Below are 14,143 nucleotides of genomic sequence, written 5' to 3'. Positions count from 1 at the left end.
TGACGAGTGCAATATGCTTTTTGCTAATTATTGGTAATGAGAATCGTTAACGTTCTCATTTGTGACGCGGGATGTTAGCAGACTGTCACGCATCGTCAACAAACGTTGAGCCGTGCCGGGAGAAACAACACCCAAATACAACATTCCAAACCCTTACGACGAAGGGAATATTGACGGCGGGGGTATCTCTCGTCAGGTGCCCTGCGACGCGAGCGCATCGCTAACGGGGGGCCAACCGGGGGCTAATGGGGACGCAAGCGGGGCGGCAAATGGGGCGCCTAAGTGGCGGGGATGGAGGGGGCGTCGATACCAGCGCGAAATACGCGATAAATACGCTAGTATTGCGGCACTGTCGCCTACCGGGCGGCCAATTGACTGGAACGCCGGTCCTTATCAGGGGCCGCAGCGCATTGTGGTATGGAACTCGACGCCATTGATTTGAAGATTCTGCGGGAGCTGCAAGCCGACGCCCGCCTCACCAACGTGGAACTCGCCTCGCGCGTGAACCTCTCGCCCTCGCCTTGTCTGGCGCGGGTAAAAGCGCTCGAAACGGCGGGTTATATCCGGCAACGCGTGACGTTGCTCGACCCGGCGCGACTCGGGTTGCACATCAACGTGTTCATTCACGTCACGCTGGAGAACCAGCATCGCGACGGCCTCGACGCCTTCGAAGCCGCCGTCACCGCCCTGCCTAACGTCATGGAGTGTTATCTGATGTCGGGTGACGCCGACTATTTGCTGCGCGTGATGGTAGCGGACATGAGCGCCTACGAGACGTTGATCACCGATCGTATCTCGCGCATCCCCGGCATTCGCAACATCCGCTCCAGCTTCGCGCTAAAGCAGGTGCTTTACACGACTGCGGTGCCGGTGCCCGACGCGTCCGGCGATGCCTGAGGGCACGTCGCACTTCGGTCAACAACTTGCCTTGCACACGGCCGCCATGCTCTTTGGCGCGTCCGCGCTGTTCGGCGAGCATATTGCGGCATCGAGCACGATGATCGTGTTCGGCCGCGGTCTGTTCTCGTGGCTGGCGCTCACTGTCATCGCCATGGCGGGACTCGCCGGCCTGCGCAGTGCTGCGCGGCTCTCGGGCGGCGCGCCTTGGCAAGGTCTCGCGCCGTCGTCTGCGGTGCGTCTGCTCATCGCAGGCGTCCTGCTTGCCGTGCATTGGCTGGCCTTCTTTCTTGCCATCAAGGAAGGCGGGGTCGCCGTCGGCACCCTGGGTTTTGCGTGCTTCCCGGCGTTCGTCATCCTGCTCGAATGGCCGCTGCGCCGTGAGCGTCCGACGTTTGGCGACGCGGGTGTCATCGCGCTGGTGTGCATCGGGCTTGCCCTTGTCACACCGCAATTCGACTGGCAGGCCAACGCCACCATCGGCCTCGCGTGGGGCGTGCTCTCCGGCGCGATCTACGCCGTCATTGCGCTCTCCAACCGGGTGCTCAGTGCGCAGGCGTCGCCGTTGCAGGCCAGTTGGTGGCAGTGCCTCGCCATCGTGATCGTGCTCGCGCCCTTCGTCGGCCGCGAAGCGCTCGACCTGCCCGCGTCGCAATGGGGCTGGCTCGCGTGCCTCGGCATCGTATGCACGGCGCTCGCTTACACCCTGTTCATCCACGCATTGCGCACCGTGAAAGCCAGTCAGGCGGCCGTCGTCATTGCGCTGGAACCGGTGTACGCCATCGCCTTCGCGTGGGTGCTGTTCGGCACCTCACCCACGCTCAAGATGCTCGTGGGCGGCGCGTGCATCGTCGGGGCCGTTGCATGGTCCGGCTGGATGCGCGGGCGTCGCGGCGCGCATTGAGGCCACACGTAAAAAACAGGGGCCGAAGCCCCTGTGTGACACAACCGCTCGCCGATCAGACAAACATGCCGCCCGAGGCTTCGATGCGTTGCGCGTTGATCCAGCCCGTTTCGTCCGCCAGTAGCGCCGCCACCATGCCGCCGATATCCTCGGCTTCGCCCACGCGGCCGAGTGCCGTGTTCGCAGCGACCATCTGATTCACGCCCGCGTTGTCACGCACCGTGCCGCCGTTGAAGTCGGTGGCAATCGCCCCCGGCGCAACCGTGTTGGCCCGAATGCCGCGCGCGCCCAACTCTTTCGCGAGATAGCGCGAGAACACTTCGATGCCGCCCTTCATGATCGCGTAGGCCGATGCGCCCGGCAGCGAGAAGCGCGCCAGACCGCTCGACACGTTCAGAATGCGCCCGCCGTCGGCGATCAACGGCAGCAGCGTCTGCGTGAGGAAATACGGGCCTTTCAGGTGAATGCGCACGAGGTCGTCGAACTGCGCTTCGGTGGTTTCCGCGAACGGTGCGTGCAGCCCCGTGCCGGCGTTGTTCACGAGAAAGTCGAACGTGTCGCGCTTCCAGACTTCCTTGAGTACGCGCTTCACTTCGGTGGCAAACGGTGCGAACTGCGCGCTGTCGGCAACGTCGAGCGGCAGGGCCACGGCATTCGCGCCAAGCTTGCCGATCTCGGCAACAACCGCGTCGGCTTCGGCACGCTGGCTGCGATAGGTCACGATGACGTCGTTACCGCGACGGGCGGCGGCCAGTGCCGAAGCGCGGCCCAGACCGCGGCTGCCACCGGTGATGAGAACGATCTTGCGGGTCATGGTGTAACTCCTGAGTTCGAGCGCTGCATGCGGTAGGTGCTGACAACGCCTCGGTATCAACATCCTATTGCAACGAATTCCACCAATAAACCCGATGAATTTGATTAAACTGATCAAATTCCGATAACAATCGACCGGCACGTCCACCGGCCACCGCCCGCTATGCATCAACTCGACGCCATGCGCATCTTCGTCCGGGTGACGGAGACCGGCAGCTTCACGCAGGCCGCCGACAGTCTGGGACTGCCGCGCGCCAGCGTGTCCAACGCCATCAAGCAACTCGAAACCAAACTGGGCACACGCCTGCTCCACCGGACCACCCGGCGCGTGCAACTCACGCAGGACGGTCAGTCGTGCCTTGAGCGCTGCAAGGACCTGCTCGCCGATATGGAAGAGTGGGAAACGATGTTCGTGGCGCGCGATGAAGCGCTCACCGGGCGGCTGCGCGTCGACCTGCCGGCAACAATCGCGCGCACCGTCGTGATTCCGCAACTCCCGGCGTTTCTGGCGTTGCATCCGGCGCTGCGCGTCGAGCTGTCGAGCACCGACCGGCGCGTCGATCTCGTGCGAGAAGGGTTTGATTGCGTGCTGCGGATCGGCACCAACGCCGATTCGACACTGATCGCACGGCCACTAGGATCGCTGCGTCAGGTGAACGTCGCCAGTGCCGCCTATCTGAAGCGCTATGGCGAGCCGAAATCACTCGAAGACCTGCATGAGCATCGGTTGATTCACTACACGACCACACTCGGCACGCGGCCCATCGGCTGGGAGTATTTCGATGGTGAGCGTTACGCTCAGTGGCCAATGGACGGCGTGCTGACCGTGAACAATACCGATGCCTATCAATCGGCCTGCCTCGCAGGACTTGGGCTGATTCAAGCACCGGAAACCGGCGTGCGCGCGCATCTGGCGGAAGGCACGTTACGCGAGGTGATGCCGGAGTTTCAGGCGGAACCGCTGGCGGTGACGTTGCTTTACGCCAACCGCCGCCACCTGCCCCGCCGCGCGCAGGCTTTCATGAACTGGCTTGCCGATCTGCTCACGCCGAAGCTGACGGCAACCGAGGGCAAATAGGCACCAGCACACCAGCACGTCGGCACGTCGGCCTGCACGTCATCCCGCCCCGGATGCCGCCGGTGCCTTACAGCCCCTGCTCCACCATCGCCACGAGCCGATAGCCGAGCGCATCGACTTGTTCGTCCGGCAGATCCCGCAACGGGCCGTCGATCACCAACACCGACAACCCGTGCACGGCGGCCCAAGCCAGATATTCCGCACCGGGCCGTTGCGACGGCGCAATGATCCCCGCCGCCAGCATCCGGTCGAGCGCCGCGCCGAGCAACTGGAACGGGTTCAACCCACTCGCTCCCGCCTTCTCCGGATCGGCCGGCCCGCGCACATTCTCTGAACTCGCAAACGCCGTGCGAAACAGCCCCGGATGGTGCCGGGCGTAATGCAGATAGCCAATCCCTACCGCCCGCAACCCCGCACGCGCGAGCGCCACCGCATCGTCCTGCGGCATGGCGTCGAGGGTGGCGAGTTCCTGCTCGATTGCGAGCGCCAGTTCAGCCAGCGCCGCAGAACGCACGGCGTCGAGCAAATCCTGCCGGTTGGCAAAGTGCCGATACGCGGCGTTGGGAACCACCCCGGCCCGGCGGGTGGCTTCACGTAGGATCACGGCGTCCGGTCCACCCTCGCGCGCAAGCGCAATCCCCGCTTCCAGCAAGGCCCGGTGCAGGTCTCCGTGACGGTAAGTCGTGCGCACCGGCCCCGCTGTTGTGTCTTCTTCTGTCATTGCAACTCCTTGTGGACAGTGTCCATTATGTCTGCTATTGTTTGTGTACACTGTCCACAAAGGCAAGTTGCAGTGCGCAAAAAGTGTCATTTGCACGCGCCGGGACGGTCGACGCAGGCGTCATTCCCCCCGCTCTTACGCCGCGCCCGCGTTCATTTCAGTCGTTTCGTTTCGTCGCCGTTGCAGTCCCCCCGAAGTCACACGCTTTGCATCAGGAGGCACTATGGTTGAGACGTATCCCGCACACGGCGACGAAGCCGCCATTCGTGCGATCAATGCGGCATGGCTCGACGCCGTGCGCAACAAGAAGGTCGGCACGCTGTTCACGCATTACGACCCCGAGGTCGTACTGTTCGACGTGATGCCACCCGCTGAGCATCGCGGTATCGAGGCGTACCGCGAGTTGCTCGAGAATTGGTTCAGCCATGCGGTCGGGCCGATTCATTTCGAAGTGGCGCAGTGGCAACTCACGCTCGCCGGTGAACTGGCGTTCAGTCACAGCGTGAACACTGTGCGCAATACGAGCCCGGACGGCCAGTCGCGTGGCGCCACCGTGCGAGCCACCGTCTGCTATCGCAAGACCGAGGGCCGCTGGCGTGTCGTGCACGAGCATGCGTCGGTGCCGATGACGATGGCACCGTGTTGAGCTGTCACTGTTGATTCACCTTGTTTGACCGTATCAGGGGCCGTCGCCTGCGGGTATCAGCCCCCCATCCCCAGAAGAGATCGAGGAGCATTCCATGCAAGTTCATTCCTATCTGTTTTTCGAAGGTCGTTGCGAAGAAGCGCTGGAGTTCTACAAAAAGGCGTTGGGTGCCAAGCCCGGCATGATGATGCGTTACGGCGACAGCCCCGAATCGTGTCCGGAAGGCATGCTGCCGCCGGGCAGCGAGAACAAGATCATGCACGGCGAGATCACCATTGGCGAGACGATGGTGATGGTGTCCGACGGCCGGGTGAGCGGTAAGCCGAATTTCAACGGCTTCTCGTTGTCGGTCGACTTCACCGAAAGCAAAGACGCCGAAAAGGCTTTCAACGCACTGGCCGACGGCGGCGAGATCGGCATGCCGCTCGGACCGACCTTCTTCGCCATCACGTTCGGCATGGTCAAGGACCGCTTCGGCATGAACTGGATGGTGATCGTGCCGCGCGAGATGCCGAAGGCCTGACGTACGAAAGTCCGCAGCAAGCAATGCATCAGCCCGCCCCCTCAAGGGCGGGTCCACGGGCATCGGGTTGGCAACGACCCGGTGCCCGTTTCGCACGCGGCACAGCCGTCGCCCCTCGCCAACAGATTCCGCAAGCCTGTGCTATCGTCGCCGCCATGCCTCCAGTGATCTCAATCCAAAATCTGTCGAAGACGTACGCATCGGGCTTCCAGGCGCTCAAGAACATCAACCTGGATATCCACCGCGGCGAGATCTTCGCACTGCTCGGCCCCAACGGCGCCGGCAAGACAACCCTCATCAGCACCATTTGCGGCATCGTGCGGCCCACCTCGGGCACGGTCACGGTCGACGGTCATGACATCGTCACCGACTACCGTGCTGCGCGTGAAGCCATCGGTCTCGTGCCGCAGGAGCTGACCACCGACGCGTTCGAATCGGTGTGGGCCACGGTCTCTTTTTCGCGCGGCCTGTTCGGCAAGCCCGCGAACCCGGCGCACATCGAAAAGGTGCTGCGCTCGCTCTCGCTCTGGGAGAAAAAAGACAACCGCCTCATGCAGCTCTCGGGCGGTATGAAGCGGCGTGTGCTGATCGCCAAAGCGCTCTCGCACGAGCCGCGTGTGCTGTTCCTCGACGAACCGACCGCCGGTGTCGACGTTGAGTTGCGCCGCGACATGTGGCGGCTGGTGCAGTCGCTGCGCGAGACCGGTGTGACCGTCATTCTCACCACGCACTACATCGAAGAAGCCGAAGAAATGGCGGACCGCGTGGGCATCATCACCGGCGGTGAAATCACGCTGGTGCAAGAGAAGACCGAACTCATGCGCCGTCTCGGCAGCAAGCACCTGACGCTGCAACTGAGCGAGCCGCTCTCGGCCGTGCCCGATGCGCTGGGCGGCTACGGTCTTACGATCGGACAGGAAGGCAACGAACTGGTCTTTTCCTACGATGCCAACATCGAACAGACGACCATCGCCGCCCTGCTGCGCGATCTGGAACGCGCCGGCATCGCTGTGAAGGATCTGAATACGACGCAAAGCTCGCTCGAAGACATCTTCGTCTCGCTCGTGCACAAAAAAGAAGGATGAGCCGCGCCATGAATTTTTACGCCGTGAAGGCGATTTACAACTTCGAGATGGCGCGCACGCGACGCACGCTGATGCAGAGCATCATCTCGCCCGTGATTTCGACGTCGCTGTATTTTGTGGTGTTCGGCGCGGCCATCGGCTCGCGCATTCCGGAGATCGAGGGCGTGCCGTACGGCGCGTTCATCGTGCCGGGCCTGATCATGCTCTCGCTGCTCACGCAGAGTGTGTCGAACGCCTCGTTCGGGATCTACTTTCCACGCTTTACCGGCACCATCTACGAGTTGCTCTCGGCGCCGGTGTCGTACATGGAGATCGTGCTCGCCTACGTCGGGGCGGCGGCGACCAAGTCGGTCATTCTGGGCGTGATCATGCTCGGCACTGCGGCGCTGTTCGTGCCGCTGCGCATCGAGCATCCGTTCTGGATGATTCTGTTTCTGGTGCTCACCGCGATCACGTTCAGCCTGCTCGGTTTCATCCTCGGGATCTGGGCAGACGGCTTCGAGAAACTGCAACTCGTGCCGCTGCTCATCATCACGCCGCTCACGTTCCTGGGCGGCAGCTTCTACTCGACGCATATCCTGCCGCCGTTCTGGCGCACGGTGACGCTGTTCAACCCGGTGGTGTATCTGATCAGCGGGTTCCGGTGGAGCTTTTACGGGCTGGCCGACGTCAGCGTCGGCGTGAGCCTCGGCATGACGTTGGTGTTCCTCGCAGTGTTCGTCGCCGTGATCGCGTGGATGTTCAAGACGGGCTACCGTCTCAAGAACTGACGTCCGACACTCGCCATCTTCAGATCGGAGGGGTCTCGCGAAACGCGGGCATCCCCTCTGCCTGCGCGGAGAACCGGGCCACTTCCGGAAACTCCGCGCTGAAATCGACCTCTGGCAAGAGCAACTGGTGAAAGCGCCAGGCCACGGCGATCGTCACGCCATGCTCGCCGATCGCGTCCGGCGTTGCCAGAATCGGCACCTGCGCCAGCTCCACCTCCAGCCCACGAAACGCCGCACGCACCTGCGTGCGCACACGATCCGTCCACGGCTCGTGCCGCTTCTCGAGCGGACGCAGTTCGCGCTCGTACACCAATTGCACCGACTTTTCGCAGGCCGCCAGCGCCAGCCCCGTCAGGCGCAAGGCGCGCAGCCGCTCGGCCGGGTCGACCGGAATCAAGCGCTGTTCGGCATCGACCAGCGACTCCAGATATTGCAGAATCAGCGTCGAATCCATCAGCACCGTGCCATCGTCGGCGATCAGCGTCGGGGCCTTCACCACCGGGTTGATCGCGGCAAAGGCGTCGAAGGTGCTGAACACCGACAGCGAGCGATGCTCGTACGGCAGGCCAAGCAGCTTCAGGCAGATGGCCGTGCGGCGTACGTACGGGGAATCCAGCATTCCAATCAATTGCATGTCTCGCTCCAGTGGGCTTCGGGCGTGGCCCGCATCCGCACAAGCATAGCGGACGCGCTGCGGCCCGCAAATCGAATTCCTTTGCGGCTTTCTGTCAATTCTGCTCACAAGCCGCGCCGGTAACCGTCGTCCACCCATTGAATTCAGGCACCTGACCGGGAACATGTAACGCCACAACCTGTCGCCTGCGAGTGAACGCTATGGCAGGTAAAATGATTCGCACGGCTGACTCGACAGGGAGACGTTTCATGAACATCCTGATGGTTCTGACCTCGCACGACCGCTTGGGCGACACGGGCAAGAAGACCGGTTTCTGGCTCGAAGAATTCGCCGCGCCCTATTACGTCTTCATCGACGAAGGGCTCGCGGTCACACTCGCCTCACCGGCCGGCGGGCAACCGCCGCTCGATCCGAAGAGCGACGAGCCCGACGCACAGACCGACGCCACGCGCCGGTTTCGCGAAGACCCCGACGCGCAAAAGGCACTCGCCACCACGCTGCGGCTGGCCGACGTCAAGCAGGACGACTACGACGCCGTGTTCTATCCCGGCGGCCACGGCCCGCTATGGGATCTCGCGCAAGACCCGAACTCCATCCGTCTGATCGAAGCTTTCGAGCGCGCCGGCAAGCCCATCGGCTTTGTCTGCCATGCGCCCGGGGTGTTACTGAAAGTGCGCGATGCCAATGGCGAACCGCTCGTACGCGGGCGGCACGTAACGGGCTTCTCCAACGATGAAGAAGCGGCCGTCGGGCTGACTGACATCGTGCCGTTCCTCGTAGAAACCGAACTCGCGAAGCTGGGCGGGCTGTATGAAAAGGCCGACAACTGGCAATCGCACGTCGTCGGCGACGGCCGCCTCGTGACCGGTCAGAATCCCGCCTCGTCCGAAGAGGCCGCCCGCACGGTACTCGCCATGATGGAGCCACGTCTGCCATGAGTCCTCCTGCCCGTCCGACGATGGCGAAAACGACGACCACGGCCGCTGCCGCAGACGTCGACGTGCGGCGTCTGGTGCCGGCCGACGCACTCGCCTTTCAGGCGTTGCGTCTGGCGGGCTTGCAGGCCCACCCGGAAGCATTCGGTTCCAGCTATGAAGTCGAAAAAGACTGGCCGATCGAGCGGGTGCGCGAGTGGTTGGAGGTGCGCCCGGATGTGGGCGTCTTCGGTGCGTTCGATCGCCAAGGCAGCGACGAACGTCTCGTCGGCGTGCTCGGGCTAGGCCGGCAGAAGGCCAGCAAGTTCGCGCACGTGGGGTTTCTGTGGGGGATGTATGTACAGGCCGACAGCGTCGGGCGCGGCATTGGCCGGGCGCTGATCGAATCGGCGGTGGCGCTCGCGCGCTCCCAACCCGGCCTGCGCCATCTGACGCTGCAAGTGAGTGCGACCAACCGGGCGGCGATCGCACTCTATCAATCGTTCGGATTTGTCGAAATCGGCCGTGAGCCCGATGCCATGCGCATCGGCAACACGTATCAGGACGAGTTACGCATGTACCTGCCGATTTCGACGCACTGACCGCTGACGGCGGCGGTTCAGACTCAGATCTTTTCCATTTCGTACGGACCGAGGTAGTCGGTCTTCCCGACGGCCACGCCTTGCGCGCGCAGAATGTCGTGCGTCGTCGTCACGTGGAAGTAGAAGTTCGGCAAGCCGAATTTCAGCAGATAATCCACGCCATCCATCGTCGTCTGGTAGGCCTTGAACTTCAAGGTGATCTCGCGCGACTCCGCCCCTTCGAAACGGTCTTCGAGCACACCGGCGATAAACGCTTCGGTGTTGGCGATGCGATCACGCAGTTGATCGAACGTCGTTTCGTTGTCTTCGAATTTCGGCGACTCCACGCCCGTCAGCCGTGACACGGCAAACTTTGCCGTATCGCTGACGCGCTGCACCTGCGAGGTGAAATCGAGCATGTCCGGCGCCAGCTTCGCCTTCAGAATCGTCTCGGGATCGAGCGACTTTTCTTCACAATGCGCGCGCGCTTTCTTGATGTAGTCGGCCATGACCGTCAAGCCGCGCAGGTAGACGGGAACGGTGGCGCGATAAAGGGAAATCGACATGGTGAAGCTCCTTCCGGGGGCAGGGACGTGGGCGCAGCGGGCACTGCGCCGTGCAAACGCACATGCTATCAGCGCAAGGCAATTCTCGCCGTGCACCGGTCCGTACTGATCGATTTGTGAAATCCCGATGCATCCCCCGCACCTCACACTCCCGACTGACCCCGGCGGTCCTTGCTTTCCAGCGACCGCAGACGCACCGGGGCTGCCACCAAAACCCAAGAGGAGCCTGTCATGTCGACCGCCATCACCGCCGCTGCCACGTGCATCGGCAACTACGACTACCGCACGCTGGATGCCGCGAATATACGGCTCTGCGTGAGCGCCAAGTACGAAAGGGATGTCACGAGCCTGTGGGGGCGAATCAAAGACTACTTTCTGGGCACGTGCAAGGAAGACGCCAAGGTGACCCTGTTCCGGCTGGCGCATGCCGAGACCGCCGCAGACCAGTTCGAGGCGTTCAGGAGGCTTACTGACCTTATCGCGCCCTCACGCGACGATCTGCTCACTTGGCACGTCTGCGAGACGCCGTCGTGCGCCTTTCAGATCGGTGACTTCACGCTGCCGGCCAAACAGGACTGGATGAGTTTCGCGCAATTCGGCGACCCGGGGCTGAACCTGGAAGACAAGGCGCGTCTGCTCCTGTCCATGCGCTACAACGGGCACCACGTCGCCACGCATTTCCACGAATTCGGTGTGGGCACGGTGCTCGATAGAACGGCCGATTCCGTGCTCCGTGCCCAGAGCGCGTTTCTCGCGAATTCCCCGGCGCTTTGCCATGCGCTGGCCGTTCTCGGACTGCATTGCAATGACGAGCAAGGCATTTTTGCCGAAGACCTCAACCAGACCGTCGAGCGCGTGCTCGACAAAACGGTCAACGACGGCAATGCCACCGCCCAGGCAGGACGCAACGCCGAAAACCTGTCGATTCTGATGACGCATCTGATGTCGCCAGCAGCGGTAGCGGCTTAGCGACACCGCGCGACTGCAACGCATACACGACTGATGGCGCGCCCTAGCGCTGTCGCAGATGCGCGTAGCACTCGCCGTAGGCTTCGCAACCGGGGCACCCCGGTGCGGGCGCAGGCGCACGGCCGTACGCAGTGGCGCAGGCCTCGGCAAGAAACCGCTTCCAGCGCAGATTCGCCGTGTTCTCAGCCGCGAGTGTCGGGAAGAAATGGGTGAGCAGTGCGGTGACGTCGTCGCGCCCCGACAAGCCCAGATCGCGCCAAAGGTGATCGGGACGCAGGCAGGCGGTGGCGAGAATCGTCGCCATATCGGCGGCGTCGGTCGGGTGGAGAATCGGGTCGGCGCGGCGGCGCAGCATCTCGCGCATTTCCACCACGAACGTGGCGTGGGCCGCCCAGGCGGGCGTCGGCAGATCCGCCACCAGCGCGCGCCACTCGGCAGGCACGGGCGCGAAATGGCGGCGCAGCAGATCCGCGAATGCGGCCCCCGAAAGCCCGAGCCGGGCAGCCCGCTCAGGCGTCGCGTTCGGGAGGAACAACGCCGCGAAGATCGCGCCTTCTGGGCGCGCGTGCGAAGGTTGCAAAAGACTCAACGATGTCATCGTCGTCGCGTTATATGGCAATCCACATAACGCTGCTCCCACAAATGCCGGCGCGCAACATTGCGCCGGCGAACTTACAACATGCTCAGCGTCATCGGAATGAAAGCCCTCCGTGACGCTGCGGTTCAGTCACGCGGATCGACAGTGATCCGCGCGTGCAGCAAATCGCGCAGATGAACGCTCAGGCAACCGCCACGATCACGCTCGACGCCTTGACCAGCGCGGCGGCTTCACGACCGGCTTGCAGACCGAGACGCTTGGCGCTTTCGTTCGTGACGATGGCCGCGATCACCGCGCCGTTATCGGCCTTGATCTCGACTTCGCTGTTCACAGCGCCGGTTTCCACGCGCGACACCTTGCCGGTGATGACGTTGCGCGTCGACACCTTGCTCGCGTCAGCGTCGACCATCACGATCACCGACGACGCCTTGATCAGCGCCACAGCCTCGCTGCCTTCTTTCAGACCGAGGTTCACGGTGCTCTCGTGCGTAATCACAGCGACGATTTCCTGACCCGCATCGGTGCGCAGCGTCACTTCGTCATTGACGGCACCACGTTGCAGGGCGACGACCTTGCCGGTGAACTGGTTGCGTGCGCTGGTCTTCATCGGGAATCTCCATTCATTCATTGGTTCGGACAATACGTGACGCACAGCATGTTGTTCAGTGTTTCATGCCGTGTGCCACGCAGTGGGTTGAAGTATAGCGGGTCGACCTGACGGAGACATCCAACTTGCGGTGATATGCTTCATCAGCACCCGCCATGCCCACGTACGCCCCGCACTGCACCGCGCCGCCTTGCGAACAGGAGTCCTCATGGGAACGCCCCGCCACATCCCCACACCGACGCAAGCCGCGTCATTCGCCCGCCTCTGTGTCACTCATTTCGCAAAGCCGACCAACATCGGCATGACGTTGGCCTTTGTCGCCGGCTATATCGATGTGGTGGGTTTCATCGCGCTGTTCGGCCTGTTCACGGCTCATGTCACCGGCAACTTCGTGATGATCGGCGTGCAGCTTGTGGCGAGCACACATGTCGGCGTGCTTGCGAAATTGCTCGCGTTGCCGGTGTTTGTCGCGGTGGTCGCCATGGTCAAGCTGGCGGTGCAAGGTTTTTCACGCGCAGGGCGCCGTCCGCTGCGTCTGCTGCTGGCCACGCAGACGCTGCTGTTGCTCGGTTTCATGATCGTGGGCATGATCGCGCGCCCCATCGTCTCGGCCGATGCCCCGCTGGCCATTCTGGCGGGCATGTTCGGCGTCGCCGCGCTGGCGATTCAGAACGCGATCGGGCGACTGCTGCTGGCCGACCTCGCACCCACGACGATCATGACGGGCAACACCACGCAAATCGTCATCGACATGGTGGAACTGGCGAGCGGCAACTCGGGCGACGACAAGGCGGCGCGTACCCGCCTGAAAAAGATGATTCCGGCATTGGCGGCATTTGCCGTGGGCGCGGTTTTCGGCGGCTTCGCGTATCACTGGACAAGTTTCTGGTGCGTGTTGTTGCCCGTGGTCCTGCTGAGTGCGTTGGCCGCAGCGAATGAGTGACGTGCCTCCGGCACAAGGCACCCCGTAGAACGCGCGATAATGGCGCCCGGTGCGCACGACGCGCATCAGAACATCACAAGCACACGACAAGGAACATCGGAATGAAGCTGGAATCGCAGTGGGTGCTCGTCACGGGCGGCGCCCGCGGTTTGGGTGCGGCCATCACGCGCGCCGTGGCGCGCGAGGGCGCAGGGGTGATCATCAACTATCTGCGCAGCGATGCCGCCGCGCGTGCGCTGGCCGAGTCGATCGGACCGCGCGCGATTGCCTTGCAAGCCGATGTGACCGACGAGAAGGCCGTCGCCCGGCTCTTTGCCGAAGCCCGAGAGCGCACCGGTGCCCCGATCGTCTCGGTCGTGAACAATGCGCTGGCTGACTTCCGCTTCGACGGCGACGCGCGCCCGCAACTGGCCGATATCTCGTGGTCGCGCTTCACGCAGCAGTTCGAAGGCGCCGTCAAAGGCGCGCTCAACACCATGCAGGCCGCGTTGCCCGGCATGCGCGAAGCTGGCTTCGGACGCATCGTGAACGTGGGCACCAACCTGTTCCAGAACCCGGTGGTGCCGTACCACGATTACACGACCGCCAAAGCTGCGCTGCTGTCACTGACGCGCACGGCCGCCAACGATCTCGGTCCCGACGGCATCACGGTGAACATGGTCTCCGGTGGCCTGCTGCGCGTGACCGACGCGAGCGCCGCCACGCCGGAAGCCGTGTTCGACCTCATCGCAAGCCTCACGCCGCTGCGCCGTGTCACGACACCCGACGAGTTCGCCGACGCCGTGCTGTATTTCCTCTCGCCGTGGGCGCGCGCCGTGACGGGACAGAATCTCATCGTGGACGGGGGCTTGGTGAAAGGCTGAACTTCGGGGCTGAACCTCGGGGCTGAACTTC

18 protein-coding genes are annotated in these 14,143 nt (G+C 63.2%); 12 read left to right on the top strand and 6 right to left on the bottom strand.

Features of this window, described 5'->3' with window-relative positions; all coding sequences use genetic code 11:
- The first annotated feature begins 417 nt into the window (after positions 1-417).
- Both AT302_RS06640 and AT302_RS06635 read left to right on the top strand, forming a co-directional pair.
- A complete protein-coding gene (locus AT302_RS06640; protein WP_058377746.1) occupies positions 418-897 on the top strand; it encodes an Lrp/AsnC family transcriptional regulator in 480 nt (159 codons plus the stop codon).
- Positions 890-1,801, top strand: a complete 912-nt coding sequence (locus AT302_RS06635) for a DMT family transporter (protein ID WP_058377745.1) — start codon at positions 890-892, stop codon at positions 1,799-1,801. Before AT302_RS06640 ends, AT302_RS06635 begins: the two co-directional genes overlap by 8 nt.
- Before the next feature lie 55 nt (positions 1,802-1,856).
- Here the strand turns inward: AT302_RS06635 and AT302_RS06630 are convergent, their stop codons facing one another.
- Complete coding sequence (locus AT302_RS06630; protein WP_058377744.1) at positions 1,857-2,615, bottom strand: SDR family NAD(P)-dependent oxidoreductase; 759 nt, start codon at positions 2,613-2,615, stop codon at positions 1,857-1,859.
- 162 nt (positions 2,616-2,777) lie between these two features.
- Here AT302_RS06630 and AT302_RS06625 point away from each other — a divergent pair, with 162 nt between their 5' ends.
- Positions 2,778-3,692, top strand: a complete 915-nt coding sequence (locus AT302_RS06625) for a LysR family transcriptional regulator (RefSeq protein WP_058377743.1) — start codon at positions 2,778-2,780, stop codon at positions 3,690-3,692.
- A gap of 67 nt (positions 3,693-3,759) precedes the next feature.
- On the opposite strand, the gene AT302_RS06620 is transcribed toward AT302_RS06625, so the two are convergent.
- Positions 3,760-4,413 (bottom strand): TetR/AcrR family transcriptional regulator, encoded by a 654-nt coding sequence (locus AT302_RS06620; protein ID WP_058377742.1) that lies wholly within the window; start codon positions 4,411-4,413, stop codon positions 3,760-3,762.
- 223 nt (positions 4,414-4,636) lie between these two features.
- On the opposite strand from AT302_RS06620, the gene AT302_RS06615 reads away from it, so the two are divergent.
- The 4 genes from AT302_RS06615 to AT302_RS06600 all read left to right on the top strand — a co-directional run bounded on the left by AT302_RS06615 (position 4,637) and on the right by AT302_RS06600 (position 7,437).
- Positions 4,637-5,059, top strand: a complete 423-nt coding sequence (locus AT302_RS06615; protein ID WP_058377741.1) for a YybH family protein — start codon at positions 4,637-4,639, stop codon at positions 5,057-5,059.
- A 94-nt stretch (positions 5,060-5,153) separates the two neighbouring features.
- Positions 5,154-5,582: a VOC family protein gene (locus AT302_RS06610; protein ID WP_058377740.1), complete on the top strand. Its 429-nt coding sequence runs from the start codon at positions 5,154-5,156 to the stop codon at positions 5,580-5,582.
- A 155-nt stretch (positions 5,583-5,737) separates the two neighbouring features.
- Positions 5,738-6,667 (top strand): ABC transporter ATP-binding protein, encoded by a 930-nt coding sequence (locus AT302_RS06605; RefSeq protein ID WP_058377739.1) that lies wholly within the window; start codon positions 5,738-5,740, stop codon positions 6,665-6,667.
- A gap of 8 nt (positions 6,668-6,675) precedes the next feature.
- Positions 6,676-7,437 carry an ABC transporter permease gene (locus AT302_RS06600; RefSeq protein ID WP_058377738.1) on the top strand — a complete coding sequence of 254 codons (762 nt, stop codon included), beginning with the start codon at positions 6,676-6,678 and terminating at the stop codon, positions 7,435-7,437.
- A gap of 19 nt (positions 7,438-7,456) precedes the next feature.
- On the opposite strand, the gene AT302_RS06595 is transcribed toward AT302_RS06600, so the two are convergent.
- On the bottom strand, positions 7,457-8,071 hold the full coding sequence (locus tag AT302_RS06595; protein WP_058377737.1) for a glutathione S-transferase family protein: 615 nt from the start codon (positions 8,069-8,071) through the stop codon (positions 7,457-7,459).
- Positions 8,072-8,319: 248 nt separating this feature from the next.
- Here AT302_RS06595 and AT302_RS06590 point away from each other — a divergent pair, with 248 nt between their 5' ends.
- The gene (locus tag AT302_RS06590; RefSeq protein WP_058377736.1) at positions 8,320-9,009 is read left to right on the top strand and encodes a type 1 glutamine amidotransferase domain-containing protein; all 690 of its coding nucleotides are present in this window, start codon (positions 8,320-8,322) and stop codon (positions 9,007-9,009) included.
- The gene (locus tag AT302_RS06585) at positions 9,006-9,587 is read left to right on the top strand and encodes a GNAT family N-acetyltransferase (RefSeq protein ID WP_084656062.1); all 582 of its coding nucleotides are present in this window, start codon (positions 9,006-9,008) and stop codon (positions 9,585-9,587) included. Before AT302_RS06590 ends, AT302_RS06585 begins: the two co-directional genes overlap by 4 nt.
- Positions 9,588-9,610: 23 nt before the next feature.
- On the opposite strand, the gene AT302_RS06580 is transcribed toward AT302_RS06585, so the two are convergent.
- On the bottom strand, positions 9,611-10,132 hold the full coding sequence (locus tag AT302_RS06580) for a DUF1993 domain-containing protein (RefSeq protein WP_058377734.1): 522 nt from the start codon (positions 10,130-10,132) through the stop codon (positions 9,611-9,613).
- Between the two features lie 231 nt (positions 10,133-10,363).
- Between AT302_RS06580 and AT302_RS06575 the strand changes: the two genes are divergently transcribed.
- Positions 10,364-11,101, top strand: a complete 738-nt coding sequence (locus AT302_RS06575; RefSeq protein WP_058377733.1) for a hypothetical protein — start codon at positions 10,364-10,366, stop codon at positions 11,099-11,101.
- A gap of 43 nt (positions 11,102-11,144) precedes the next feature.
- Here the strand turns inward: AT302_RS06575 and AT302_RS06570 are convergent, their stop codons facing one another.
- Both AT302_RS06570 and AT302_RS06565 read right to left on the bottom strand, forming a co-directional pair.
- Entirely contained in the window at positions 11,145-11,699 is a 555-nt protein-coding gene (locus AT302_RS06570) for a nitrogen fixation protein NifQ (RefSeq protein ID WP_058377732.1), read from the bottom strand.
- A gap of 181 nt (positions 11,700-11,880) precedes the next feature.
- A complete protein-coding gene (locus tag AT302_RS06565; protein ID WP_058377731.1) occupies positions 11,881-12,306 on the bottom strand; it encodes a TOBE domain-containing protein in 426 nt (141 codons plus the stop codon).
- A gap of 208 nt (positions 12,307-12,514) precedes the next feature.
- Here AT302_RS06565 and AT302_RS06560 point away from each other — a divergent pair, with 208 nt between their 5' ends.
- A complete protein-coding gene (locus AT302_RS06560; protein WP_084656061.1) occupies positions 12,515-13,249 on the top strand; it encodes a YoaK family protein in 735 nt (244 codons plus the stop codon).
- A gap of 101 nt (positions 13,250-13,350) precedes the next feature.
- Positions 13,351-14,112 carry a 3-oxoacyl-ACP reductase gene (locus AT302_RS06555; RefSeq protein WP_058377730.1) on the top strand — a complete coding sequence of 254 codons (762 nt, stop codon included), beginning with the start codon at positions 13,351-13,353 and terminating at the stop codon, positions 14,110-14,112.
- Positions 14,113-14,143 lie beyond the last annotated feature (31 nt).

The sequence above is a fragment of the Pandoraea norimbergensis genome (assembly GCF_001465545.3).
Classification (GTDB): Bacteria; Pseudomonadota; Gammaproteobacteria; order Burkholderiales; family Burkholderiaceae; genus Pandoraea; species Pandoraea norimbergensis.
Note: the sequence above shows the minus strand (reverse complement) of the source record. Positions and strands in the feature narration are given on the sequence as shown.

Excerpts from the sequence above, each read along its gene's own strand:
- AT302_RS06625 (WP_058377743.1), top strand. The coding sequence starts at position 2,778 with ATGCATCAACTCGACGCCATGCGCATCTTCGTCCGGGTGACGGAGACC.
- AT302_RS06605 (WP_058377739.1), top strand. The coding sequence starts at position 5,738 with ATGCCTCCAGTGATCTCAATCCAAAATCTGTCGAAGACGTACGCATCG.
- AT302_RS06555 (WP_058377730.1), top strand. The coding sequence starts at position 13,351 with ATGAAGCTGGAATCGCAGTGGGTGCTCGTCACGGGCGGCGCCCGCGGT.
- AT302_RS06640 (WP_058377746.1), top strand. The coding sequence starts at position 418 with ATGGAACTCGACGCCATTGATTTGAAGATTCTGCGGGAGCTGCAAGCC.
- AT302_RS06590 (WP_058377736.1), top strand. The coding sequence starts at position 8,320 with ATGAACATCCTGATGGTTCTGACCTCGCACGACCGCTTGGGCGACACG.
- AT302_RS06615 (WP_058377741.1), top strand. The coding sequence starts at position 4,637 with ATGGTTGAGACGTATCCCGCACACGGCGACGAAGCCGCCATTCGTGCG.
- AT302_RS06580 (WP_058377734.1), bottom strand. The coding sequence starts at position 10,132 with ATGTCGATTTCCCTTTATCGCGCCACCGTTCCCGTCTACCTGCGCGGC.
- AT302_RS06565 (WP_058377731.1), bottom strand. The coding sequence starts at position 12,306 with ATGAAGACCAGCGCACGCAACCAGTTCACCGGCAAGGTCGTCGCCCTG.
- AT302_RS06585 (WP_084656062.1), top strand. The coding sequence starts at position 9,006 with ATGAGTCCTCCTGCCCGTCCGACGATGGCGAAAACGACGACCACGGCC.
- AT302_RS06610 (WP_058377740.1), top strand. The coding sequence starts at position 5,154 with ATGCAAGTTCATTCCTATCTGTTTTTCGAAGGTCGTTGCGAAGAAGCG.
- AT302_RS06600 (WP_058377738.1), top strand. The coding sequence starts at position 6,676 with ATGAATTTTTACGCCGTGAAGGCGATTTACAACTTCGAGATGGCGCGC.
- AT302_RS06620 (WP_058377742.1), bottom strand. The coding sequence starts at position 4,413 with ATGACAGAAGAAGACACAACAGCGGGGCCGGTGCGCACGACTTACCGT.
- AT302_RS06630 (WP_058377744.1), bottom strand. The coding sequence starts at position 2,615 with ATGACCCGCAAGATCGTTCTCATCACCGGTGGCAGCCGCGGTCTGGGC.
- AT302_RS06570 (WP_058377732.1), bottom strand. The coding sequence starts at position 11,699 with ATGACATCGTTGAGTCTTTTGCAACCTTCGCACGCGCGCCCAGAAGGC.
- AT302_RS06560 (WP_084656061.1), top strand. The coding sequence starts at position 12,515 with ATGGGAACGCCCCGCCACATCCCCACACCGACGCAAGCCGCGTCATTC.
- AT302_RS06595 (WP_058377737.1), bottom strand. The coding sequence starts at position 8,071 with ATGCAATTGATTGGAATGCTGGATTCCCCGTACGTACGCCGCACGGCC.
- AT302_RS06575 (WP_058377733.1), top strand. The coding sequence starts at position 10,364 with ATGTCGACCGCCATCACCGCCGCTGCCACGTGCATCGGCAACTACGAC.
- AT302_RS06635 (WP_058377745.1), top strand. The coding sequence starts at position 890 with ATGCCTGAGGGCACGTCGCACTTCGGTCAACAACTTGCCTTGCACACG.